Annotated in this window: 25 protein-coding genes, 3 tRNA genes and 2 pseudogenes; 14 read left to right on the forward strand and 16 right to left on the reverse strand. The window is 67.7% G+C overall.

Translation table 11 applies throughout. From position 1 onward, the window contains the following. Positions 1-47: 47 nt before the first annotated feature. From rplK to JMF97_RS16905, 11 genes are all read right to left on the reverse strand, one after another. Positions 48-479 carry a 50S ribosomal protein L11 gene (rplK, locus tag JMF97_RS16855; protein WP_013735966.1) on the reverse strand — a complete coding sequence of 144 codons (432 nt, stop codon included), beginning with the start codon at positions 477-479 and terminating at the stop codon, positions 48-50. A 204-nt stretch (positions 480-683) separates the two neighbouring features. Further along, entirely contained in the window at positions 684-1406 is a 723-nt protein-coding gene (gene nusG / locus JMF97_RS16860) for a transcription termination/antitermination protein NusG (protein ID WP_013735967.1), read from the reverse strand. A gap of 38 nt (positions 1407-1444) precedes the next feature. Further along, positions 1445-1837: a preprotein translocase subunit SecE gene (gene secE / locus JMF97_RS16865; RefSeq protein WP_013735968.1), complete on the reverse strand. Its 393-nt coding sequence runs from the start codon at positions 1835-1837 to the stop codon at positions 1445-1447. Positions 1838-2048: 211 nt separating this feature from the next. Further along, a tRNA-Trp gene (locus tag JMF97_RS16870) sits at positions 2049-2121 on the reverse strand. Positions 2122-2247: 126 nt separating this feature from the next. Then, positions 2248-2640, reverse strand: a complete 393-nt coding sequence (locus JMF97_RS16875; RefSeq protein ID WP_203222385.1) for a MaoC/PaaZ C-terminal domain-containing protein — start codon at positions 2638-2640, stop codon at positions 2248-2250. 1 nt (position 2641) lies between these two features. Next, complete coding sequence (locus JMF97_RS16880; protein ID WP_102658895.1) at positions 2642-3088, reverse strand: MaoC family dehydratase N-terminal domain-containing protein; 447 nt, start codon at positions 3086-3088, stop codon at positions 2642-2644. A gap of 128 nt (positions 3089-3216) precedes the next feature. Further along, positions 3217-3384 (reverse strand): 50S ribosomal protein L33, encoded by a 168-nt coding sequence (gene rpmG, locus JMF97_RS16885; protein WP_007073056.1) that lies wholly within the window; start codon positions 3382-3384, stop codon positions 3217-3219. Positions 3385-3515: 131 nt separating this feature from the next. Further along, a tRNA-Met gene (locus JMF97_RS16890) sits at positions 3516-3588 on the reverse strand. Between the two features lie 25 nt (positions 3589-3613). Beyond that, positions 3614-3686 (reverse strand) — tRNA-Thr (locus tag JMF97_RS16895). 92 nt (positions 3687-3778) lie between these two features. Then, the gene (locus tag JMF97_RS16900; RefSeq protein ID WP_203222386.1) at positions 3779-6307 is read right to left on the reverse strand and encodes a putative bifunctional diguanylate cyclase/phosphodiesterase; all 2529 of its coding nucleotides are present in this window, start codon (positions 6305-6307) and stop codon (positions 3779-3781) included. 60 nt (positions 6308-6367) lie between these two features. After that, entirely contained in the window at positions 6368-6514 is a 147-nt protein-coding gene (locus tag JMF97_RS16905; RefSeq protein WP_203222387.1) for a hypothetical protein, read from the reverse strand. Between the two features lie 633 nt (positions 6515-7147). Here JMF97_RS16905 and JMF97_RS16910 point away from each other — a divergent pair. Both JMF97_RS16910 and JMF97_RS16915 read left to right on the forward strand, forming a co-directional pair. Then, positions 7148-7519, forward strand: coding sequence for a hypothetical protein (locus JMF97_RS16910; RefSeq protein WP_203222388.1), 372 nt, complete (start codon positions 7148-7150; stop codon positions 7517-7519). 154 nt (positions 7520-7673) lie between these two features. Next, positions 7674-8186, forward strand: coding sequence for a hypothetical protein (locus JMF97_RS16915; RefSeq protein WP_203222389.1), 513 nt, complete (start codon positions 7674-7676; stop codon positions 8184-8186). Between the two features lie 287 nt (positions 8187-8473). Here JMF97_RS16915 and JMF97_RS16920 read toward each other — a convergent pair whose 3' ends face one another. Further along, a complete protein-coding gene (locus JMF97_RS16920; RefSeq protein ID WP_203222390.1) occupies positions 8474-9010 on the reverse strand; it encodes a hypothetical protein in 537 nt (178 codons plus the stop codon). A 125-nt stretch (positions 9011-9135) separates the two neighbouring features. Then, positions 9136-9363: pseudogene (locus tag JMF97_RS16925) on the reverse strand (HAD family hydrolase); the annotation flags it as partial. Here JMF97_RS16925 and JMF97_RS16930 point away from each other — a divergent pair. Continuing rightward, positions 9362-9589, forward strand: a pseudogene (locus JMF97_RS16930) (DUF3987 domain-containing protein); the annotation flags it as partial. The pseudogenes JMF97_RS16925 and JMF97_RS16930 overlap by 2 nt on opposite strands. Positions 9590-9601: 12 nt before the next feature. On the opposite strand, the gene JMF97_RS16935 reads toward JMF97_RS16930, so the two are convergent. Genes JMF97_RS16935 through JMF97_RS16945 form a run of 3 tightly spaced genes read right to left on the reverse strand, consistent with a single transcriptional unit; the run spans position 9602 to position 12666 of the window. Continuing rightward, a complete protein-coding gene (locus JMF97_RS16935) occupies positions 9602-10885 on the reverse strand; it encodes a hypothetical protein (RefSeq protein WP_203222391.1) in 1284 nt (427 codons plus the stop codon). A 52-nt stretch (positions 10886-10937) separates the two neighbouring features. Continuing rightward, complete coding sequence (locus JMF97_RS16940; RefSeq protein WP_203222392.1) at positions 10938-11495, reverse strand: cysteine hydrolase family protein; 558 nt, start codon at positions 11493-11495, stop codon at positions 10938-10940. 4 nt (positions 11496-11499) lie between these two features. Continuing rightward, positions 11500-12666 carry a hypothetical protein gene (locus tag JMF97_RS16945; protein ID WP_203222393.1) on the reverse strand — a complete coding sequence of 389 codons (1167 nt, stop codon included), beginning with the start codon at positions 12664-12666 and terminating at the stop codon, positions 11500-11502. Between the two features lie 908 nt (positions 12667-13574). Here JMF97_RS16945 and JMF97_RS16950 point away from each other — a divergent pair. From JMF97_RS16950 to JMF97_RS17000, 11 genes are all read left to right on the forward strand, one after another. Beyond that, positions 13575-13823: a DUF6284 family protein gene (locus tag JMF97_RS16950; protein ID WP_203222394.1), complete on the forward strand. Its 249-nt coding sequence runs from the start codon at positions 13575-13577 to the stop codon at positions 13821-13823. Continuing rightward, positions 13823-14197, forward strand: a complete 375-nt coding sequence (locus tag JMF97_RS16955) for an RRQRL motif-containing zinc-binding protein (protein WP_203222395.1) — start codon at positions 13823-13825, stop codon at positions 14195-14197. Before JMF97_RS16950 ends, JMF97_RS16955 begins: the two co-directional genes overlap by 1 nt. Further along, complete coding sequence (locus JMF97_RS16960) at positions 14194-14859, forward strand: NUDIX domain-containing protein (RefSeq protein ID WP_203222396.1); 666 nt, start codon at positions 14194-14196, stop codon at positions 14857-14859. The genes JMF97_RS16955 and JMF97_RS16960 overlap by 4 nt, the downstream gene beginning before the upstream one ends. A 16-nt stretch (positions 14860-14875) precedes the next feature. Further along, positions 14876-15751, forward strand: coding sequence for an ABC transporter permease (locus tag JMF97_RS16965; RefSeq protein ID WP_203222397.1), 876 nt, complete (start codon positions 14876-14878; stop codon positions 15749-15751). A gap of 3 nt (positions 15752-15754) precedes the next feature. Further along, positions 15755-15958 carry a hypothetical protein gene (locus JMF97_RS16970; RefSeq protein ID WP_203222398.1) on the forward strand — a complete coding sequence of 68 codons (204 nt, stop codon included), beginning with the start codon at positions 15755-15757 and terminating at the stop codon, positions 15956-15958. Between the two features lie 90 nt (positions 15959-16048). Next, a complete protein-coding gene (locus JMF97_RS16975; protein WP_203222399.1) occupies positions 16049-16480 on the forward strand; it encodes a DUF3307 domain-containing protein in 432 nt (143 codons plus the stop codon). Positions 16481-16492: 12 nt separating this feature from the next. Then, on the forward strand, positions 16493-16708 hold the full coding sequence (locus JMF97_RS16980; protein WP_203222400.1) for a hypothetical protein: 216 nt from the start codon (positions 16493-16495) through the stop codon (positions 16706-16708). Positions 16709-16803: 95 nt separating this feature from the next. Beyond that, positions 16804-19014: a P-loop NTPase family protein gene (locus JMF97_RS16985; RefSeq protein WP_203222401.1), complete on the forward strand. Its 2211-nt coding sequence runs from the start codon at positions 16804-16806 to the stop codon at positions 19012-19014. Between the two features lie 142 nt (positions 19015-19156). Next, positions 19157-19405, forward strand: coding sequence for a hypothetical protein (locus JMF97_RS16990; protein ID WP_203222402.1), 249 nt, complete (start codon positions 19157-19159; stop codon positions 19403-19405). Continuing rightward, on the forward strand, positions 19402-19695 hold the full coding sequence (locus JMF97_RS16995; RefSeq protein WP_203222403.1) for a hypothetical protein: 294 nt from the start codon (positions 19402-19404) through the stop codon (positions 19693-19695). Before JMF97_RS16990 ends, JMF97_RS16995 begins: the two co-directional genes overlap by 4 nt. Beyond that, positions 19692-19943: a hypothetical protein gene (locus tag JMF97_RS17000; RefSeq protein ID WP_203222404.1), complete on the forward strand. Its 252-nt coding sequence runs from the start codon at positions 19692-19694 to the stop codon at positions 19941-19943. Before JMF97_RS16995 ends, JMF97_RS17000 begins: the two co-directional genes overlap by 4 nt. Positions 19944-19966 lie beyond the last annotated feature (23 nt).

Below are 19966 nucleotides of genomic sequence, written 5' to 3' on the forward strand. Positions count from 1 at the left end.
TGCTCGCGCGCCCTCCCACGATCCGTACGGGTCGGTGGTGGCCGAGGTCAGTCGGTGACGTTGAGGCCCATCGACCGGGCGGTGCCGGCGATGATCTTCTCAGCCTGGTCGAGGTCGTTGGCGTTGAGGTCAGCCATCTTCTTCTCAGCGATCTCCCGCACCTGGGCGCGGGACACCGAGCCGACCTTCTCCTTGTGCGGGACGCCCGAGCCCTTCTGCACACCGGCGGCCTTGATCAGCAGCCGGGCGGCGGGCGGGGTCTTCAGCACGAAGGTGAAGGACCGGTCCTCGTACACGCTGATCTCGGCGGGGACGATGTCGCCCCGCTGCGACTCGGTCTGCGCGTTGTAGGACTTGCAGAACTCCATGATGTTCACGCCGTGCTGACCGAGCGCGGGGCCGACCGGCGGCGCCGGAGTGGCCTGGCCCGCCGGCAGCTGAAGCGTGAACGTCTTGACGAGCTTCTTCTTCGGAGGCATGTCTCTTCCTGGGGCTTGGAACTGGGAATGGTTCGCACCGACACCACCACCGGGGCGCGCACGGTCAGCGCGGGACGGTAGCAGCGACGTTCTAGGGTAGCGCAGGCCGGGACCGGCGCACCCACGGAGGTTGACCGGCGGGGCGAAGCGGACAGAAAACAACCGCTGGCAACGGCCCGGAAGCCGTCACCAGCGGTCGTTGAATCAGATCTTGGCGACCTGGTTGAAGTTCAGCTCCACCGGCGTCTCGCGGCCGAAGATCGACACCAGCACCTTGAGCTTCTGCTGGTCGGCGTTGATCTCGCTGATCGTGGCCGGCAGCGAGGCGAAGGCACCGTCGGTGACGGTGACCGAGTCGCCGACCTCGAAGTCGAGGACCTTGATCTCCGGCTTGGCCTTCTTCTGCTCGGTCTCCACCGCCGGCGCCAGCCACTTGAGCACCTCGTCGAGGCTCAGCGGCGCCGGGCGGTCGGCCCGGTCCGTGGCCCCGACGAAGCCGGTGACGCCCGGCGTGTTGCGTACGCAGGAGTACGACTCGGCGGTCAACTCCATCCGGACCAGGATGTAGCCGGGGAAGACCTTGGCCTGCACCTGGGACCGCTTGCCGTTCTTGACCTCGACCTCTTCCCGGGTCGGCACCTCGACCTGGTAGATGTAGTCCTCCATGTCGAGGGACGTGATCCGGGTTTCGAGGTTGGTCTTGACCTTGTTCTCGTAACCGGCGTACGAGTGCACCACGTACCAGTCGCCGGGCGCGTAGCGCAGCTTCTGGCGCAGCTCGGCGACCGGGTCGTAGTCCTCGTCGGGCGCGGGCTCGGTCATCGCGAACTCCGGCTCGCTGGCGGCCTCGACCGACTCGTCGCCAGCCGCCGTCGCCACCGTGGACTGCTCGTCCGGGGTCTCGGCGGTCTCGTCGTACTCAGGCACGCTCGCTCACTTCCGTCACTATCGGCACAGTCAGCCGGTCAGCTGGGGTTGCCGAAGACCCACAGCACGCCCTTCGCGAAAGCGAAGTCAAGGAGGGCGACGATCGCCAGCATCATCGACACGAACGCGATCACCACGCCCGTGTAGGTCAGCAACTCCTTGCGGGTCGGCCAGATGACCTTACGCAGTTCCGCCACGACCTCGCGGATGAAACGCGCGATGCGGCCGAACAGGCCCACCTTCTCGCCATCGGCACGCGTCTTCGACCGGCTGTCAGCGGATTCCGCCTTCGCTCGCTCCCGGGTGGCGGTGCCGCCCCGGGTTACCGGCTCGTCCGCGTCGGTGGCGTCGTCGTCGGCGCCGTCACTGACGACCTCGTCGTTCAGGCGCTCGTCGTCGGCGTCCTCGCCGCGCCGCTTGTTGTCGGCCACTTCGCCCTCCGTCGCGGGATATCGGGGTCGCACGCGGTTCGCGTGCGCGGCGTTTGGTCACGCCAGCCGGACCCAACCGTCCCGGGACGGGCCGCGGCCGGCGGATCAGCCGGAAGGCCCGATGCCTCGGAACCTCCCCGCCGATGCCACCACCACGGGCCGGACGCCACCTTTCGGTGGCGCGACCCACGGAACGGTCAGGCCTGAGGCGCAGGGGTGACAGGACTTGAACCTGCAGCCTGCGGTTTTGGAGACCGCTGCTCTGCCAATTGAGCTACACCCCTATGCGGCAACGCTCGTCCCTCCCGGTCACACGACCAGGCAGGAGTCACTTGCCCCACGGCGGACCAGTGTACGGGTACGGACCCGAGTTTCCCAACCGGTCTGGCCATCGCGCCCTTCGGTGCAGGTCAGCCCGCTGTTCGTACGGTGGCACGCGCCATCGACAGCACCTTGTCCCCCTGACAGGTGGCGGTGATGTCGAGCCTGGTCAGACCGTCCTCGGTCACCTCGCGGACCACCGCGGTCACCACGATCTCGGTGCCGGAATCGTCGTCGGGAACCACCACCGGCCGGGTGAACCGGACCCCGTAGTCGACGACCGCGTCGGGCGCGCCGGCCCAGGTGGTGACCGCGCGACCGACCAGCGCCATGGTGAACATGCCGTGCGCGATCACCCCGGGCAGGCCGACCTTGGTGGCCAACCGGTCGCTCCAGTGGATCGTGTTGAAGTCGCCCGAGGCGCCCGCGTAGCGGATCAGGTCCGCCCGGGTCACCCGGAACGTCTGGGTGGGCAGTTCCATCTCAGGCCTCCCCGCGTACGACGAGCTTCATCCAGGCGGTGACCACCGGCTCGCCGGCGGTCGTGGTGACCTCGGTCCGGCTGGTCACGAAGACGTGCCCCCCGCGGCCGGTGATCTCCTCGATGGCGTTGACACAGACCAACTCGTCGCCGGCCACCACCGGACGGGTGTACGCGAACCGCTGGTCGCCGTGGACGACCCGGGTGTAGTCGATGGCGAGGTCCGGATCCTCGATCATCTGCTGGTTGGCCGCCATGGTGAGCACGATCGGGAAGGTCGGTGGCGCGACCACGTCCGGGTGGCCCAGCGCACGGGCGGCTTCCGGGTCGTGGTAGGCGGCATCGGTGGCCCCGATAGCGCGCGCGAACTCACGAATCTTTTCGCGGCCCACCTGATAGGGGGCGGTCGGCGGATAAGTCCGGCCGACGAAGGACTGGTCCAGGGACATGCCGCCGAACCTACACGCAGACCAAGATCGCCGATCCACGCGGTCTGGGGGCGGCGGAAAGCCGCGCCCGCCGCGTGAACCGGCGATCGTGATGGTTCAAAAGGGTGCCGGGCGTGGCCCGGCGACGCTCAGCGCGTCTCGCGGTGAACGGTGTGCCGACCGTCCCGGGGGCAGAACTTCTTCAGCTCGATGCGGTCCGGGTCGTTACGGCGGTTCTTGCGCGTGATGTAGTTGCGCTCCTTGCACTCCACACACGCCAAAGTGATCTTCGGCCGGACATCGGTCGCCTTCGCCACGGCGGAGTGCCTTCCTCGCTAACGGATACAACTACGGCGTCAAAGCCTACGTGCCGCCGGGGCGGACACGCAAAGCGGGCGCCTGTGGCGCCCGTCCCACTGACCACCGGGTTCACCCCGGCGGCGGAGAGTAGCGGTGGCCGGACTTGAACCGGCGACACAGCGATTATGAGCCGCTTGCTCTGCCATCTGAGCTACACCGCCGTGGTGGGCCCAGCCGGACCCTCTGAGCCCCCTTACGGAATCGAACCGTAGACCTTCTCCTTACCATGGAGACGCTCTGCCGACTGAGCTAAGGGGGCCTGCGCGATCACTCGGTGGCCGCGCAGAGGTAAGAGTACACGGCCATCCCCTGCTGGTGAAATCGGATCCCCGGTGCCGGCGTACGCGCAGCTCAGGGCACTGCGCGCAGGCGCGGAAGCTCCCGGTTGGAGATCGAGTCGGGGTCAACCTGGGCGCCGAACCAGGCCTCCAGCCGCTCGTACGGCAGGGGCCGGCTGAACAGGAATCCCTGCCCGATCTCGCAGCCGATGTCCTGGAGCAGCTCCAGGGTCAGCTCGCTCTCCACCCCTTCGGCCACCACGGTCAGGCCGAACTGCTGGGAGAGGGTGACCACGGCGTTGACGATAGCCAGGTCCCCCGGGTCGGTCGCCATGCCCTGCACGAAGGAGCGGTCCACCTTCACCTCGTGCACGGGGAGCCGGCGCAGGTGGGCCAGCGACGAGCTGCCGGTGCCGAAGTCGTCCACCGACAGCCGTACGCCCAGATCACGCAGTCGACGCAGGCTCGGGATCGGCCGGTCGGTGCCGTCGAGGACCCCGGCCTCCTCGATCTCCAGCGTCAGCAACTGCGGCGGGACGTCGTACTCCGCCAGGAGTTCGCGGACCTGCTCGGGGAAGTGTTCGTCGTTGAGCGTACGCGCGGACAGATTGACCGCGACGGCGAGCGACTGGCCGCCGTGCGCCCAGTCGCGGCTGTGCCGCAGCCCTTCCCGGAGCACGAACTCGGTGAGCCGACCGAGCTGGCCGGTGTGCTCGGCGACCGCGACGAAGTCCGCCGGGGCGACCGTGCCGTGCGTCGGATGCTCCCAGCGGGCCAGGCACTCCACCCCGACGAGTCGGCGGTCCCGCAGCGTCACCTTGGGCTGGTAGTAGATCTCCAGCTCGCCGTTGTCGAGGGCGCTGCGCAGGTCACCGGCGAGGCCGAGGCGGCGCAGCGAACGCGACTCCAGCGCCGGGTTGTACAGCTGCACGCTGCCCGGTACCGACTTCGCGGCGGTCGCCGCCACGTCGACCCGTTGCAGCAGGGTCGCCGGGTCACTGCCATGATCCGGGTGTACGACGACCCCGACGGCGGTGTCCACGTCGAGGGTGAGCGCGTCGAAGACCATCTCGTCGCGGATCTGCTCGCGAAGCTGGCCGGCCAACTCCACCGCCGCTTCGGCGCTCTCCAGTCGCAGGGTCACCAAGAACTCGTCGCCACCGGCCCGACCGACCAGGGCGGCCGACGGCACGCAGCCGCGCAGCCGGTTGGCGACCTCCGTCAGCACCTTGTCACCGGCGGCATGCCCCAGCGACTCGTTGACCTGACGCAGCCGGTCCACGTCGAAGAGCAGCAGCGCGACCACCTCGCCGGGGGCCCGGATCCGGACCGCCTCGGCGAGCGCGCCGAGGATCCGACGCCGGTTGGGCAGCTTGGTGAGCCCGTCGTGGTACGCGTCGTGGCGCAACCGGTCGACCAGCCGGGAGTTCTCCAGTGCGACCGCGGCGTGGGCGCTCACCGTCTGCAGGACCGGCACGTCCGCCGGGCGGAACGAGTTGACGTCGCCGAGGCGGTTCGCCACCTCCAGGGTGCCGATGACCGCCTTGCCCGACCGCAGCGGTACCACGATCACGTCCTTGGCCACCCGCCCCAACGACTCCCGCAACTCCGGGTCGGCGCCGAACCGGCTGCCGACCGCCACCGTCGCCTGGCGGGTCACTGCCGCGTCCCGCAGCGCCTGCGGGGTGAGCGCCGAGTCGAGCAGACCGGACTTGCCCTCCTGGGCGGTGAGCAGCACCTCCGGGTGCCGCCCCTGGGCAGGCAGCCACAGCGTCGCGTACTCGGCCTGCATGAGACTGCGGATGCGGACCAGCAGGGCGTCGATGAGGTTGCCGTCCGACCCGCTCTCGGTGATCGCCTTGGTCAGCTCGTACATCTCGGTCAGCGTGCGGTGCTGCCGGATGACCTGCGTGTACGTGTCGTAGACGAGCGCGAACGCCACGGCGAGACCGGCGAAGAGGAAGACCGCCCACGGCGTGCTCTCCAGGCCGATGATGATCAGGATGCCGACGGAGAGGTTGATCGCCACGGTGAGCGACATCGGCGGAACCGCCCGGATCAACTCCCGGCCGGACTGCCAGCCCTGCACGACGGAGATCACCGCAACCACCGCGATGAACCCGACGAGGGCGTGCGTACCGATCGCCGCGAGCAGCAACCCCCAGGTGGCGGGCCCGGCACCCTCCGGCGTCGGCAGGACCGTGTAGACCATCGTCGCCAGGGCGGTCGCCGCCGCCGCGAGGGCCACGTTGAACCAGAGCTTCGGCGGCAGCAGCTTGCGGCGCACCTGCACCACGAGCGTGGCCACGGTGTACGCCAGCACCACCGACAGCGGTGGCAGCACAAAGAGCGCGACGACGAGCGGAATCTCGGTGAACGTGGTGCCGAGCGCCTGCCGACGCACCACCACGTTGATGGTGGGGATGGCGGCAATGATCATCGCCACCGTGAGCAGCAGCGTGAGCAGCCAGTCACCCAGGGCGGGCCGAACGGTCAGGCCCAGCAGGAGTGAGAAGAGGACCGCACAGAGCGCGAGCGGAGCCGTTATCAGCCAGGCCCGTTCGGTACGTCCGCGAGAAGAGCCAGACCTCGACGGCGTCATGGCTCTCCTCGCGACGTGGGGTGCTTGAGGTGTAGAGCCCGAGTCAGGACGGGACGCGCGTCAGCGCACCAGCGTGCCCAACACCGGCATCATCCATTCGATGCCGTGGGTCCGGACCTCGAACTCGCTGGCGACGCCGACCGCGACCACCAGGCCGGAGACGAGCAGAAGGGAGCCGAGTAGCCGGCCCAGACGGTGAGCAGACATGAGCGCTCCTGGCGGGGTGACGAATGTGCGTAACGGGGCTCTCCGATGGTGCCACAGCCAGCGGGGCGGTGGAAAGCTCGCAAACCCGATGTTGGTCGGGTTGCCGCTTGACATCAGCTGCACGTGCACGGCCGCACCACATCCGACCAGGTCAAGGCCACCCCGACGACAGCCGGCCGGAAGAACACGCTATCCGCGCATACGCCACTTAGGTGGCTTAGCGGGTCTAGCGGACCAACCGCGCCACCCCTGCCGTCACTGGCCGGCAGCGTCCTATAACACCGCCGAAAGCACCCAGTCAACGCCCCCCGACGGCCGCCTCCCCGACCGCCGCCCGCACCACGACCAGAGTAGGCGCGACATACCAATTCAGTCACCCCCATGAATGGATGATTCAGCCAGTCAGTCCGCACCGAAGCCGCTGAGACGGCCGCGAACATCTGCCGACGCCCAGCAAGGACCCCTCGCCCGACGCTCGGAGCCGGCCGCCGCAGTGAAATGTCGGATCACGAACGGCACCGATCATGGTCGCCACCAACAGACCGATGGCCGGCATCGACAGCCCGACCTGCGGCTGCCCGATCGAGGGGCAGTGCGACCGCGAGCAGCAAACGGGTCAGGCACGATTAACCAGTGACCGCCACGATCACCAGCTACCGGGACCTGTTCGCCAACGTCCGCAAACGCCCGAGGATGTGGCTCATCCGCGAAGACTTCGCCTGCGTCGTGGCCTTCATCGAAGGGTGCAACCAGGCGAACGCAGGAACCTTGCTGAGCGGCTTCCAACCGTGGTTGGTGACTCAAGCCAGCGGCCTCGACAACCACGTCTGGTGGAGCATCGTCGCCCACCTGACCCATCCCACCGGGCCCAAGGCCCTCGACAACATGGACGGCGACCTCGACGCCCGTGCCGTCGAGACCCTGTTCGACCTCCTCGACGAGTTCCTGGAACTACGCGACGAGCACGACGGCCTGAACCGCATCTTCACTGCGCACGGAGAGTGACGCCGCCTCCACGACCAGAACGGTTGCAGCGCCACCGACACGCCCACCATCCCGTGGCCCAGAGCCGCCAGCCGGACCCAGCCCCCACCTCGCCCCTGAACCTACGAGTGGATATGCCAGTGACGTAAGGAACTTGCTGGCAGACCCTGTACGAATGCACGATGCCCTCGCTCGCCTCCAGGACGCCGCCGCCCTGTGGAGCGTGCACCCGAGCACGGCGGCCGACGTGATCGACACCGCCTGCGACTGCCTCGTTGTCGGTATCGACAGTCCGACCCTTCGGATCGTCGCCGGGATCTCGCCGACGAGAGGCAACGAAAGCGACGAGCTGCGGCGCTGGCTCGAAGGCGCCCTCACGGAACTCTCGCTGACCTACTACCCGGAGGGCAGCCGAGAGGGCGAAGAGGCGGCACTGCGGGTCATGGCCCGCCGGCTGCTCGCACAGACCATCGCGCCTCGCGACCTCACATCCTGGGCGTACCGATTCATCACCTGGGACGGCACTCCACTGGCAGCCGACCTGATCGCCCTCGACAACGCCTACGACTACGTCGACTCGGTCTACAACGGGCACCCGTACACCAGCACAACCAGCGCAGACCTCGACGCGGACGTCATCGCCGAAGCCCGCCGCCTCATCAACGACACCACAGCGCTGAGCTACTGAACGACGCTTCCGACTACCGCGTCAGCCCAAGCCCGGACTACCTGCTAATCCCGACCTGTCTCCCACAGACACCGACCGCCCGCGCCCGACAGAGGTGATCAACGAAAACGGCCCCCGATCAGCATCTCTGCTGGTCAGGGGCCGTTTCTGCACCTGGTGGCGGGTAGAGGATTCGAACCTCTGTAGCTTTCGCGACGGATTTACAGAGCGCCAACCGCAAGCCTCTGACCAGCCCGAACGCCTTCCAACCCTGAGACGGTGACACAGATGCGACACAGCACGCCTGTCTACTCCTCGTATCGCCGACGCCGCCAAACCATGTCCGCGCCCGAGCGGATCACTTCCGCTAGGTCGTTCGCGGAACGGACGTAGGCAACAGCAGCGCCAGCCTCTGGCGCCGTCGTGCCGTGAGCGACCTCGTTCCGAAGCCTCCGAAGCGAGTCGAGAGCACCGGCTGTCTCGTCCGAAATAGCGCCCTGCTCATGCAAAGCCCTGATCACGGGCAAGTACGACGACCCACTGCCGAATGGCCTGCGGAGGTTCGCTGGAAGGAGATCCGCCGCAATGCTCGCCATGATCTCCCCTAGCAGCGACCACGATGCCACCACCGAGTACGACGGGTTCTCGCCTGCCCGAAGTGCGATCTCCTTGAAGCCAGCTTCTAGCCGGTCAGTCTCGGCGCTACTAGGTGCCCCCGGCCCGCCCACCTCCTCATCCGCCACTGCCCTAGTTGCCTCGGCCTCAATGGCTCGATCTACCTGGCGTTCGGCTTCTCCGAACTCTGCCGCGAAGCTTCCCGCGCTAACCGAGCGAAGTTGCTCCATGCGCTTCATGATTGGCTTGCGCAGCACCAGAACTATGACCAGTACCGAGACTGGCCAAGCCAGATGACCGACAAGGGCGGCAGCGAGTTGAAACCCATCCACGGCATGCATGTTGTCGGAGGGAGTCAACTCGCGTTGTCGCTCCCCCGGTCGAGCAGCGCGGCGGCTATCTCGCCCATGCTGGTGACCACCGCCTCCGCCCCGGCAAGCCGGAAGGCGTCGACCTTCGCCGGCCGATTCGCATAACCGATCACCGCGACCCCGGCGGCCCGCGCCCCCTCGATGTCTGAGAGCGAGTCACCGATCAGTACGCACCGGGCCGGTAGCTCGCCGAGGGAGCGCACGGCTTGCGGCAACGCCGACCTCGCCGGACGTGGCCTACCCGCCCGGTTCCTGGCGGGATACCGGGCGGTGGACACGGCCCCGGTGCCTGAGCAGGTAACCACCGGGTACCGGCACCGGGTCCACGACCTGGCCGCCATCCTCGCCGAGTGGGAAGACCCCGCCGTCGTCACCCTCACCGAGGAAGCCGGACGGGTCCGGCGGGCCGCCGCCGAGCAGGTCGAGACGGAGCTACGCTGAGACGACGGGTTACTGCCTACTCTCCTCGTCCGCAGTATCGGCCCCCTCGTGGTTGGCAGCGTCAGGCTCCCAAGCGGGATCCTCGCTGTCGTCCAGAGGTACGTCGTCTGGCCTCGCTGTCATGGCGTCACCTACCCCCAGAACTGTGGTGAAGAGAGTGGTGCTGACGGCGGACCAGGGGAGCCGTCTATCGCGGCGATAGATCTTTACATCCCATTTCTGAGCCAACGCATATTCAACGGATCGCTCAATTCGGCCAACAGTACTGTTTGCGGCCTGCCTGCGAGTGACGCCGCCGCGTTGGAAGTAGGCTGCGCTGTCCTTTGTGGCTCTCCAGATGAAGTTATATACCGCACCGAGCGCGAACGATTCAAGCGCCTCTGCAAGGACATCACGTGTCCGATCCCCCGGAGAGAATTCGAAATTGTATTCCTCCATGCATAGCTCTAGGTAGGCGAGGGCTTCTTCGAGCATCACTCGATCCCATTCGCTCGCCCATCCCATCTGCCAGGCGTCCGGCCAGGGGCGGGCCAACGCGCCCTTGATTCCCTTGACCAGAGTTGCGTTTACGGAGCCGGTTGGACCTTGGCCTCGCGCGGTCCATCGGACGCGATCGACGTAAACCCCGGGTTGTTCATCGCCCTCGCTATCGACGACCCAGCCGAACGCCTTTGGTGGGGTTGAAGGATGGACGTAGATCTTTCCGGAATTCCAAAGTTCTGTCAGTCTGCTGCGGCCATCCTTAGGGCGGGCAGAGAAGGGGCTGCTCCCGCTCCAGGAGTCGAGTGGTATGGAGCACGTGTAGTTCTCGTCCATAGGGTTCCGAAAGAGCGCTAAGAGGGTGACCACCTCTCGGAGGCTTAGTTGTTCGATCTCTAGCGGATCCAGATCTCTGTACCCAAAACGGGCATTGACCTCATCGACAAGTCGTTGCTGGCGTTCGGCTGCGGCTAGCTTTTCTGCCTCTTCCTTCGCCGAGCGGCATTTTTTGCACACAACGTGGGTGAACGCAGCAGATCGCCGGTTCTGATCGAACTCGCTACGGCTCGCTGCAATCATCGCGATTCCGCAATTTTCGCAAGGCGTCTCAGGGTCGCGTGCTATAGCGATCTCTCGAAGTCTTTGCGTGAGGGTGATCTGCGAAATTCCGGCGCTAGCAGTTACCTCTCTAACGGGACGTTTCCAACTGCCGTCGGCATCTACTTCCCAATAGCTCCTGGCGATATCCCTGTCGGTCGGATCCTCGCTGAGGAAATCAAGTTCAACAGCAAGGCGAGTCTCGTCGGCGGTCACTGGACCACCTTACGAGAGTCGGCACCTGCAAGGAAGGTGCGACCGTTCATCTCTATGCGTACCGATCGCCGGGCAGCAGGTCAGACGATATCTGGGCTTGTGTGATCACCTGCCCAGGACCGATGAAGCGGCGGGCAACCAGGAGTCCCGCTTCGTGCGCCTCAGTGCCCGCGTGGCTTGCCGAGGCATCCGCGATTAGCCACGGCGTAAAGTCGTGCTCGAATGCGTCAACCGCACCCTTCAAGACGCAGCTTTCGGTAGCGATACCGCAGAAGTAGAACTCTTCCCATCCACGCTGCTTGAATAGCGCCACCCCCTCAGGAGTGAACGGGCTATAAATCCTCTTGTCAAGCGTTACGCCCTGATCTACGTAGGGACGCAACTCGGGTACCAAATCAATGTCGGGTGAAGATTGGAGCCGTTGCCAGCCAAAGAAGCGCTCGAAGGGGCTGCCGGGATAGTTGAGGTACCGGGTGAAGAGTGTGTCGCCACCAGCTGCCTGCCAGCGGCGTACTAGGTCGATAACGACGGGAACGATGTGCAATGACTGCTCTCGCACGAAGCCGTTTTGCATGTCCGTTACGACAAGTACCGGCCGACCCGATGTCATTGGCTCAACCTCGATCCGTATCACGGAGGGTTTCGATGGCTTGGTCTAGGGCTGGCATTAGGTCACACGTCCGCAGAATTGCTCGGCGCATTGCCTGATGCTGTCCGGTCTCCCGTAGGCGGGAAACAGTGAGTCGGGAGCGTACTGCCCGAAGGTAGCGCCATCCATGTTCCGGCGGCACCTGTGGATCGCGCCCCTGCTCGACCTGTCGGGCGATCGCGTCGCTATACGCCCACATGGATTGAATCGCAAGCTCGCAGGCGATCAACTCGGCTTCCGTTAGGGAGCGCTCGGCTGAGATCGGGTGATACACGACGCCAGACCATGAGGCGTAGCCTACTGAGATTCCCCGTACGCCGAATGATTCGATGCCTACATGGTCGTACGTTTCGGATAGCAACGACTGCTCGATCAGTTCTGCATGCGACAAGTGTTCGTCATCCATGGTTCGGCCACGGTGCAGCAGCACCTTCGGTGTCGACATGATGCGTAGCGCCGTTTCTAGCAACTCAGCCGGCCACGCTGATTCAACGACCCACTGAGCGCCGAGAACATACACCGCTGACTCGTCTTCGGCAGGCGCGATTGGTGCGAGGTAATCGATTGCCCATTTGATGTTGTCGCCGTACGACACTTCCCGCCACGCTGCGAGTGCCGCGATCGTGGACAACTGGACATGCTCGACAAGGTGAAAGATTGCCGACCCGCACGGCCAGACGTAGAGGATGCAATCGCCTTCCGGGTGATCGACGGGTGCCGAGTAGCAGGTGTGCCACTGGTCCACGGCCGGAGTACAGCCAGCGCTTTCGCGTAGCCGGGCAGCGCCCTCAGCGCCGACGAACGCTGTCACGAACTTGTGGGATCGCGCCGTGAAGTGCGGCCGATCCTCGGCGCTGCCGGTCAACTCGCCGAACAGGTCGTGAGGCTTTGCGTCGTATGCCAGGCAGTAGAGCTGGCGGTATATGGGGTCGGTGACAGCTACGCGCCCGGTCTCGTGGCGGTACATCGCTTTCTCGATGGCCTCAACCGTGGGCGTCTCGCGGATGCCGCGCTGTTGGCCTACGCGGTGCAGCTCCCGCGCGGCGCGCTTGCGCGACTCCCAGCCGACCGCCTTCCGGCGGTTGACCAGCACAAGATTGGGCTTGAACTGCCGAGGGACCTCATTGGACATGGGTCGTGTCCTTCGTGTCCGTGCGTAGGACCTGCCTGGATCGCTGCCCGGCGGGCAGTCTCATTGGCAGGCGAGCAAGGTGCCGCCGCAGACGGGAGCCGAGGACAGGAGGCACCAGTGATCCGACCTAGCCGGTGGTGCCTCGGCGCGGCCTCTCGGCCTGCCACTTCCGGATGGTCTCAGGCTGCCACGCCGGAGACCGGCCGAACATCCGGTCAGGCGCGGGCGCCTGACCGCGTGAGACGTAAGAAGCCCAGGTTGCGCGACTGATCGGGGCACCTACCGACGCGAGGTAGGTGCGTACGTGGTCCGTCGTCCACCAGTCGGCGGGCAGGTCAGCGTCAGTCATCAGTACAAGCCTACGTGGTACGGGTGCTTGCGCGAATACAACGTGGCGTTGTAGCGTCACGAATACAACGCCACGTTGTATCCCGTCAGTTGGGGTCCGGGGAAGGCAGTGCGTAACAGCACTGCGCGCCTACGTCCCCCTGTGCGGTTGGTCATTGAGAACTTCAGAGCAGAAGCGCCGCGTTTGATCTGGCTTGCGGTATTCCCGCATTGATCCACACGGTGGCCGACCTCGGTAGATCCCGAGCGAGCGGGCCGAGCGGGCCGGATTTTGGCGCGCGGAACGTCTTCTGCCTCTCTGCACTCGCCCCGGGGTGGGGTGTCGCGCTGGTTCTGATGCGCTGCCTCACCCCGGGTCCCCCGTCTTGATCCCGCTTGTGGAGGTGAGCCGTCATGACCGTGAGCGTCTTCGCTGCCGTTCGAGTGACCACCAAGAACAGCGCCGTGTGGCGTACCTGCAACCGGTGCGGCCGGCTCGCCCCGCTGGCACCCAATGAGCGTCACTGCCGGTCCTGCCCGCCAGCCGTGCGCTCTCGCCGTTCTGGAAGGAACCGATCGAAGTGATTACCAACCTGTCCGCCGTCACCGCTGAGCCGACCGCCGCCGACCTGGCCGCGATCGAGTCGGAGTGGCCGCTGATCGCCGCCGAGCTGGACGTGTTGGACGCGCAGATAACCCTGCTCTACGCCGAAGACCACGGCGGCCCGACCGCCCTGGACTGGCGCAGGCTGCGTCGGGCGGAGTCCCGTGTCACGCGGGCCGCCGCCGACCTGGCGACCCGTTCCGCCGACCCGCACCGCGCGGCCTGATGTCGCGTATCCGCGCCGCGTTCCACGACCCGGACGGGACGCGGTACGGCATCCCGACGTTCTGGTGGAAGGGTGCCCCGCCGGGCTACGCCACCCGCCGTCAACTCCGCGCCGCCGGGCTGCGGCCCGCCGGTCAGCCGGTGGCCGCGCAAATCCTGTGGCGCGGCGTCGGTGGCACCCGCACCGCCTACCTGTACCGGCTGGACCTGGCCCGGCCGAAGCGCACCGCCACCCCCGCCCAGCAGCGCGCGATCGCCGCCGCCCTGACGGCCCGCCGGACCTGCCGCGTCTGCGGTGAGGTGCGGCCCTACTACATCCCGCGCTCGCTCGGCGAGTGCGTCGACTGTGCCTATCCGATGGAGGAAGCCGCATGACCCGCACCTACACCCATCCATCCGTCCTTGACGGCATCGCCGCCGGTGCGCCGTGGGCCGATCCGACCATGGACCCCGCTGACATCGACTGGACGGCACGCCGCGCCGCCGCCGCGATCCCGTTTCCGCTGGTGGATGGGCGGCCGGTCAACCCGTACGGGCCGACCGGCATCCGGTACGGCCGTAACGAACTCGGCCATTGGGGTGAGCAGCAGTGCGCCGACGCCATCGTCACCGCTGTCGACACCGAGGGCACGCGGTGGCTGTTGCTGATCGAGCGCGGTGACGGGCACGGATGGGCGTTGCCCGGCGGCTACGTCGACCCCGGCGAAAACCCCACCGCCGCCGCCTTCCGCGAGCTGGCCGAGGAAACCGGCCTGACGCTGGACGCCGCGACCACGCCGCACACCCGCTACCCGGCCCGGTACGTGCCCGACCCCCGCGCATCGGATGAGGCGTGGATGGTCACCGTCCCGATCGGCATCGACCTCGGTACCGGCCACTACCTCTTGCCCTGGGTGGAGGGCAACGACGACGCCCACCGGGCCGAATGGATCGTTGCCGACACCTACCACGACCTGACCGCCGAACTGACCGGCACCTACGGCGGCCACGTGTTCCCCGCCCACCGCGACCTCATTGCCGACATCCTCACCGACTGACCGGAGGACACCCGCGATGACTGCCCCCACGATCAACGGCACCCGCTACCCGCAACCCATCGAGAAGCTGTTGCCCGCCGCCCGCGCGCTGGACCTGCCCGAGGGGCAGGAGTTCCCGTCGCGTAACCGGTTGATGCGGGAGTTCCGCATCGGTGCGCCGAAGGCCGATGAGTTGCTGGCCCGGCTCAAGTCCGAGCACGCCGAGCGGACCCGCACCGAAACGCTTCGCTCGGCGATGGCGGACCGGGGCTCCCTGCTGGCACCCCGCACCGACACCGACGCCCCGGTGGCGCCTCGTCTGGACTACGCCGAACCGATCGGCCCGGACCCGGCACCGGTACCGGTCGTGCCCGAGCACACGCCGCCGCCCGCCGAGCCGCCGATGATCCCACCGGCCGCGCCGGTCGCCGAGGCCAGCACGGTCGGTCACCCGGACACACCCACCCCACCCGCACCGGTCAAGCCGGTTCGGCCGGTGGCCGCGTGGCCGGTGATCCTGCTCGCGTTGCCCGCGTTCGTCGCGGTGTGGTCCGGGTGGGTCGGGCTCGGCGGACTCACCGGGTTCGGGGTGGTGCACCCGCTGCCGGGTATCTGGGACAGCCTGGCCATCAACACGGCGATCACTCTGCCGATCGGTGTCGAGACGTACGGGGCGTTCGCCCTCTACGTGTGGCTGTCCGGGCGGGTGCCGCCCCGCGCGCTGCGGTTCGCCAAGTGGTCGGCACTCGGATCACTACTCGTCGGCGCACTCGGCCAGGTGGCCTATCACCTGCTGGTCGCCGCCGGGATCACGGTCGCCCCGTGGTGGATCACCACCGCCGTATCGGTGCTGCCCGTGGCCGTGCTCGGCATGGGCGCCGCCCTGGCCCACCTCGTGCGAGAGGACCACTGACCGATGACCAATCCCGCTGACCTGCCCACGGCCCGCCGCACCACCGGCCGCGTGTGGCACCTGTTCAACCTCTTGGCCCTGGCCAATCTGGTCCTGTTGTTCACCGCCGACGACACCGCCGCCCGCGTGCTGCACGCGATCGGTACCGCCGCGTTCGCGGTCGCCGCGATGGCGACCCGCCCGCCCCGGCCCGCCCGGCGTCCCTGACCCCGCCCGGCGGCACGGCCCCTGGCTACCAACCTGTGCCGTGCCGCCGGCCCATCCCTCAGTCCTTTCGGACCTCAGGAGAGAACACCCATGTTCGCAGATCCCACCGACCCCCGCGCCGCCGTGTTCGCCGCCGTGTTCGTCGCCCTCTACGCCGCACACCAGGTCGGTGACCACTGGTGCCAAACCCAAGGGCAGGCCACCGTCAAGGCGTGGCCGGGCTCCGCCGGAATGTGGGCGTGCATCGGCCACATCCTCACCTACGGCGCCACGCAGCTAGCTGCGCTCGGTGCCTTGGCCCTGGTCGCGGGGCTGCGTGTCTCGCCGGTGGCCCTGGCGGTCGGTATGGCCGTCAACCTGGTCAGCCACTACATCGCCGACCGGCGCACGCCGTTGCGGTGGCTGGCTGACCGACTCGGCAAGGACCAGGGCTGGCTGGACAACGGCGGCGGCATGTACGCCCTCGACCAGTCCTGGCACTACGGATTCCTGTTCATCACCGCCCTGATCATCACCGCCTGAGGGAGGCCAATCGTGGCGATCTCGTCCTGCTCTACCTGCGGCACCAGCAACTTCAAGCGCCTGTCGGTCGACTCCACCGGCGCGCTGGCGATCTGCGACAAGAACCACTACACGTTCGACCCCACCACCACCGATGACGGCGGTATCCAGACCGGTCAGATCACGGTCACGGGCCAGTCCGCGATCGGCAACGGCGCCGTGGCCATCGGCCGTCGCAAGAAGCGCTGACCCAGCCCGGCGGCACGGCCCACCGGCCTCGCAAACCACGGGCCGTGCCGCCGGTCCCCTACCGATCCGACAGACCCGTGGGAGGAACCCCCATCATGACTGCCCCCAATGACGATGACCGTTTCGACTGGCACGCCGCCGAGGCGGACCTGACCGCCGGGCCGGATGCCGAGGTGGTCGACCTGGACGACGCCCGCGCCCGTCGTGCTCCCCGCCCGCGCCCACCGGTCGACCCCGACACCGACGACCCGGACGACGCCGAGGATGCGGAGACGGTTGACGCGGGACCGGAGCGGGTCGGTGGTCCGGTGGACATGGCCGACGACATCCCCGCTGAGGTGGTGGCCCGACAGCAGCAGCGTCGGCCGATCCTGGCCGAGTGGGCGCGCTCGGGGCGTGCCCTACGCGCCGCTGTGAAGCATCAGAGCAAGGACGCCGGTTACGTGGTCGCGTACCACGGTGTCCGGTTGCCGAAGTACGCGGTGAAAGCCCTGGCATGGGCGCCGATCGGCGCGGTCCGCAGCATCGGCCACGCCCTACGCTGGGCGAGCGCTGAGGAAGGGAACTGGCACCTGCGGCAGGCCGCCGCGTCGCGGGGTGACGCCGATACCTGGTTGAAGCTGGACGCCCGCCGTCAGCGTCAGTCGGTGTGGCGGTGGTGGGTGCTCGCGGCCGGAACCGCGGGGACCGGTACCGGCGTGATCGTGCTCGCGGCCGGGCCGTCGTGGTGGTCGGCGGTGGTCGGTGGTGTGGTGGTGCCGTGGCTGGCGACCCGTGGTCGCCCGGCGGACCGGCCGATCACGGACTGGGTGACCGAGGGCACCCGCTACCGCAAGCTGACCGCCGACCTGGTGCGCCGCGCGCTTACGTCGCTGCAAATGCCCGCCATCAACAGCGCGGTGGCGAAAGACCCGAAGGCCATCAGCTTCCCGGTCGACATCCACCGCGACGGCCCCGGTCACCTCGCCGTGGTCGATCTGCCGTACGGGGTGGAAGCCGCCGAGGTGGTCGCCCGGCGGGGCAAGCTCGCGTCGGCGATGCGGCTGCCGCTGGATCAGGTGTGGCCGGAACCCGCCCCCGGTCACACGGGCCGTCTCGCCTTGTGGGTCGGGTATGAACCGGCGTCGCAGATGAAGCAACCCGCCTGGCCGCTCCTGGCCAGCGGCGCGAAGGTGGATGTGTTCAAGCCGTTCCCGTTCGCCACCACGCCCCGCCTCGACACCGTGAGCGTTGACCTGATGTTCCGCAACTGGCTGTTCGGCGGTCAGCCCGGTAGCGGGAAGACGTTCGCGTTGCGGGATCTGATCCTGGCCGCAGCCCTCGACCCCCGCACCGAGATCCGAGGCTACGAGTTGAAGGGCGTCGGGGACTTCGCGGTGTTGGAGCCGGTGATGGCCGAGTACGGCAACGGCTTCGATGACGACACCCTCGCCCGCTGCTTCGCCTTCATCGAGTGGCTGTACGAGGAATGCCGCCGCCGCTCCAAGCGCATCGAGCACTACGCCCGACTCGGGAAGGCCCCCGAGAACAAGGTGACCCCGGAACTGGCCTCGCTCAAAGGCTCCGGGCTTCACCCGCTGGTGGCCTGGTTCGATGAGCTGCAAGAGCTGATGACCAGCAAGTACGGCAAAGACGCCGGGGAACTGTTGGAGAAGGTCATCAAGCTGGGCCGCGCCCTTGGGGTGATCATCCTGATCGGGACGCAGATCCCCGACAAGGACAGCCTGCCGACCGGCATCACCCGCAACGTCAACTCCCGGTTCTGCCTGTCCGTGGCTGACCAGACCGCGAACGACATGATCCTCGGAACGTCGGCGTACAAGAACGGCTACCGGGCCACGGTGTTTCAGCCGGTCATCGAAGCCGGATGGGGCATCCTGCGCGGGTTCGGCCCGAAGGCGTCGGCGGTCCGGTCGTTCTACGTCGACACCACCGCCGCCGCCCGCATCGTCGCCCGCGCCGTGGCGCTGCGGCAGTCGGCCGGGACGCTGCCGAAGCCGGACGAGCAGACCCGCGACATCGTCCCGGTGGCCGACGTGCTCGGCGACCTCGCGCAGGTGTGGCCGGGGGATGAGAAGTCGGCGTGGAACGAAACGCTGTGCGGTCTGCTCGCCGAGCTGCGACCCGACGTCTACGGCGGGTGGGAAGCCGCACAGCTCACCACCGCCCTCAAACCCCACCCGTCGATCAAGGTCGCCGACGTGGGCCGCCGCGTCGACGGCAAGCCGGTCACCCGGCGCGGCATCAAGCACACCGACCTGTTGGCCGCGATCGCGGAGCGTGACCGGAAGCGGTCCGCCGGATAACCCGCCGCCAGGGTGCTAGCGCTAGCGGCCCGTGCTGCTAGCGCTAGCACCCCCGCTAGCACCCAAACCGAATCATGAGCTGCCCTCTAGCGGATAGCAGCTCACAGCCGTTCACGCCCCAAAACCGGCCCCGGAGGCTGCCGTGGACACCCTGACCAAAGCCGCTATCACCCTCACCACCATCCCCACACTGATCACGCTCGGTTACGGCCTCCTGTGCTGGGTCAGCCCGTTCACCACCTGCCGCCGCTGCGCGGGCACCGGCCAGACCACCACCCGTTTCCTACGTCGCCCGCGCGCCTGCCGCCGCTGCGACCGGGGCATGAGGTTGCGCACCGGACGGCGCGTCTACAACGTCTTCCACCGGCTACGCGCTGAGGCACACCGATGAACCGCCGCGCCGCCGGTCACACCGACTGGTGCGGCCGGGACCACCGCTGCGGACTCGGCGAACACCGATCCGACGAGATCGTGGTCGACATCGCGGGTCGGGCGAGGGCCGTGCTGGTCCGCGTGCGGACCGCCGCCGGGCGCGACCACGCCGAAATCCGTGTCCGTGTGGCGCTCGCTCCCGCCGAGCTGGCCGCACGGCGTCAGTTGGTCGGGTTGCTCGGTGACCTGCGGCAGGTGGTCACCCGCGCGGCCATCGCCGCGCGGCCTCGCCCCGGCAGGGCCGGGTGACGGCCGGGCTGCCGTCCGGCCTGGAAATCTGGCTGGTCGGCACTCCGACCGAACTGGACGCCGCCGTGACCGCGCTTGCCGCTACCGGCCGCTTCGCCCAACGCGGCACCCGACACGCGATGGCGGGCGCCGATTCCGGCCGCTATCGCCTTTATCTGCGGCTGGCCGTCGCCCCCGCCGTCCGTCGACCCGGCCGCGCACAGAGCGTCCCCACCGATCCGTCGCTACTCGACCTTTACCAGAGCTGATCGGCGCGCTTCGCGCTCTCACT

This window comes from Micromonospora fiedleri, assembly GCF_016774385.1.
GTDB classification, from domain to species: domain Bacteria; phylum Actinomycetota; class Actinomycetes; order Mycobacteriales; family Micromonosporaceae; genus Micromonospora; species Micromonospora gifhornensis.

Excerpts from the sequence above, each read along its gene's own strand:
- JMF97_RS16960 (WP_203222396.1), top strand. The coding sequence starts at position 14,194 with ATGACCCGCACCTACACCCATCCATCCGTCCTTGACGGCATCGCCGCC.
- JMF97_RS16920 (WP_203222390.1), bottom strand. The coding sequence starts at position 9,010 with ATGGAGCAACTTCGCTCGGTTAGCGCGGGAAGCTTCGCGGCAGAGTTC.
- JMF97_RS16905 (WP_203222387.1), bottom strand. The coding sequence starts at position 6,514 with ATGTCTGCTCACCGTCTGGGCCGGCTACTCGGCTCCCTTCTGCTCGTC.
- rplK (WP_013735966.1), bottom strand. The coding sequence starts at position 479 with ATGCCTCCGAAGAAGAAGCTCGTCAAGACGTTCACGCTTCAGCTGCCG.
- JMF97_RS16880 (WP_102658895.1), bottom strand. The coding sequence starts at position 3,088 with ATGTCCCTGGACCAGTCCTTCGTCGGCCGGACTTATCCGCCGACCGCC.
- JMF97_RS16970 (WP_203222398.1), top strand. The coding sequence starts at position 15,755 with ATGACCAATCCCGCTGACCTGCCCACGGCCCGCCGCACCACCGGCCGC.
- JMF97_RS16940 (WP_203222392.1), bottom strand. The coding sequence starts at position 11,495 with ATGACATCGGGTCGGCCGGTACTTGTCGTAACGGACATGCAAAACGGC.
- JMF97_RS16945 (WP_203222393.1), bottom strand. The coding sequence starts at position 12,666 with ATGTCCAATGAGGTCCCTCGGCAGTTCAAGCCCAATCTTGTGCTGGTC.
- JMF97_RS16975 (WP_203222399.1), top strand. The coding sequence starts at position 16,049 with ATGTTCGCAGATCCCACCGACCCCCGCGCCGCCGTGTTCGCCGCCGTG.
- JMF97_RS16965 (WP_203222397.1), top strand. The coding sequence starts at position 14,876 with ATGACTGCCCCCACGATCAACGGCACCCGCTACCCGCAACCCATCGAG.
- JMF97_RS16875 (WP_203222385.1), bottom strand. The coding sequence starts at position 2,640 with ATGGAACTGCCCACCCAGACGTTCCGGGTGACCCGGGCGGACCTGATC.
- JMF97_RS16955 (WP_203222395.1), top strand. The coding sequence starts at position 13,823 with ATGTCGCGTATCCGCGCCGCGTTCCACGACCCGGACGGGACGCGGTAC.
- JMF97_RS16985 (WP_203222401.1), top strand. The coding sequence starts at position 16,804 with ATGACTGCCCCCAATGACGATGACCGTTTCGACTGGCACGCCGCCGAG.
- JMF97_RS16915 (WP_203222389.1), top strand. The coding sequence starts at position 7,674 with ATGCACGATGCCCTCGCTCGCCTCCAGGACGCCGCCGCCCTGTGGAGC.
- JMF97_RS16900 (WP_203222386.1), bottom strand. The coding sequence starts at position 6,307 with ATGACGCCGTCGAGGTCTGGCTCTTCTCGCGGACGTACCGAACGGGCC.
- JMF97_RS16995 (WP_203222403.1), top strand. The coding sequence starts at position 19,402 with ATGAACCGCCGCGCCGCCGGTCACACCGACTGGTGCGGCCGGGACCAC.